Raw genomic sequence first — 1045 nt, 5'->3', positions numbered from 1 at the left:
CAGATCCCCTCGAGGCCGCTGCCGATGGCGTCGCCGCCCTTGCCGGTGCCGAACTTATTGGCCCAGCCGAGTCCCTGCTGCTCGATATCGGCAGCTTCAGGCTCCGGGCCGACCAAAGCCGCGTCGCCCGCGCCGTGGGTCTTGCCGAAGGTGTGGCCGCCGGCGATCAGCGCCACGGTCTCCTCGTCGTTCATCGCCATGCGGGCGAAGGTCTCGCGGATATCGCGAGCGGCGGCGAGCGGATCCGGATTGCCGTTCGGCCCTTCGGGATTGACGTAGATCAGGCCCATCTGCACGGCGCCGAGCGGGTTCTCGAGGTCGCGGTCGCCGCTGTAGCGCTCGTCGGCAAGCCACTTGCCTTCGGGGCCCCAGTAGATGTCCTGTTCCGGCTCCCACACATCGGCGCGGCCGCCGGCGAAGCCGAAGGTCTTGAAGCCCATCGATTCAAGCGCGACGTTGCCGGTCAGGATCATAAGGTCGGCCCAGGAGATCTTGCGGCCGTATTTCGCCTTGATCGGCCATAGCAGCCGGCGGGCCTTGTCGAGATTGACGTTGTCCGGCCAGCTGTTCAGCGGCGCGAAACGCTGCTGGCCGGCACCGGCGCCACCGCGGCCGTCGCCGATGCGGTAGGTGCCGGCACTGTGCCAGGCCATGCGGATGAAGAGCGGCCCGTAATGGCCGAAGTCGGCCGGCCACCAGTCCTGCGAATCCGTCATCAGCGCGGTGAGGTCCTTGATCACCGCATCGAGATCGAGGCTTTCAAATTCCTTGGCGTAGTCGAACGCCTCGCCCATCGGATCGGAGAGGTTGGAATGCTGGTGAAGAACCTGAAGGTTCAACTGGTTCGGCCACCAGTCACGGTTGGCCCGGCCGGCGGATCCATGCGCCACGGGGCATTTGCCAGCGCTTTTGTCGTCGGTTTTCGCGTCCATCTTAGTCTCCGATTTGCCGAGGTTTTGCCGAGGTTGAATTTTCGCCGAGGTTCCCGAAAAATTCGGGGCGGCCATTAGCCGCCAACCTGGAACGATTCCAGACTAGGCCGGCC

Annotated in this window: 1 protein-coding gene; it reads right to left on the bottom strand. The window is 65.0% G+C overall.

Going from position 1 to position 1045, the window contains the following annotated elements:
- A partial coding sequence (locus EOD07_RS35525) for a peroxidase family protein (RefSeq protein ID WP_348627803.1) occupies positions 1-932 on the bottom strand: 932 nt, incomplete at its 3' end.
- Positions 933-1045: the final 113 nt, after the last annotated feature.

This window comes from Mesorhizobium sp. M2C.T.Ca.TU.002.02.1.1 (assembly GCF_003997225.1).
This window is presented reverse-complemented; position numbering and strand designations above follow the sequence as displayed.